We start from the raw sequence: 892 nt of genomic DNA on the forward strand, positions 1-892 counted from the left end.
ACTGCAGCCGCTGGCCGTGGCCAAGCTGCTCAAGGCCTTGGTCGACAAGGAGCAGCCGCAGTTGATCATCCTGGGCAAGCAGGCGATCGACGACGACGCCAACCAGACCGGCCAGATGCTGGCGGCGCTGGCCGACCTGCCGCAGGCCACCTTCGCCTCGAAGGTCGAGATCGACGGTGACAAGGTCAAGGTCACGCGTGAAGTCGACGGCGGCCTGGAAACCATCTCGCTCTCGCTGCCCGCGGTGATCACCACCGACCTGCGCCTGAACGAGCCGCGCTATGTGACCTTGCCGAACATCATGAAGGCCAAGAAGAAGCAGCTCGACAYSGTGAAGCCGGARGAYCTCGGCGTGGAYRTCAAGCCGCGYCTGAAGACCTTGAAAGTGTCTGARCCGCCSAAGCGCGGCGCCGGCATCAAGGTGCCTGACGTTGCCACGCTGGTGGACAAGCTCAAGAACGAAGCGAAGGTGATCTGATCATGACCGTACTTGTTATTGCCGAACACGACCACGCCACGCTSAAGCCGGCGACCCTCAATACCGTGACCGCGGGCATTGCCTGCGCCAGCGGMGACGTCCACGTGCTGGTGGCCGGCGCCAACGCCGCCGAAGCCGGCAAGGCCGCCTCTCAAGTCGCAGGCGTGGCCAAGGTGATCGTCGCCGACAGCCCCTCCCTGGCCGAGAACCTCGCCGAGAACGTCGCGGCGCAAGTGCTCGCCCTATGTGGAGGAGAGGCGAAGAACTACAGCCACATCCTGTTCCCCTCGACCGCCAACGGCAAGAACGTCGCCCCACGCGTGGCCGCCCTGCTCGACGTGGCGCAGATCAGCGATGTCACCAAGGTCGACAGCCCCGACACCTTCGAGCGACCGATCTACGCCGGCAACGCGA

At 64.8% G+C, this 892-nt stretch carries 1 protein-coding gene and 1 pseudogene; both read left to right on the plus strand.

Translation table 11 applies throughout. From position 1 onward, the window contains the following. The coding region (locus AC1DY5_RS57250) for an electron transfer flavoprotein subunit beta/FixA family protein (RefSeq protein WP_478122977.1) at positions 1 to 478 on the plus strand (478 nt) is incomplete at its 5' end. Between the two features lie 2 nt (positions 479 to 480). Continuing rightward, positions 481 to 892: pseudogene (locus AC1DY5_RS57255) on the plus strand (electron transfer flavoprotein subunit alpha/FixB family protein); the annotation flags it as partial.

This window comes from Variovorax sp. P4_D9, from assembly GCF_056401695.1.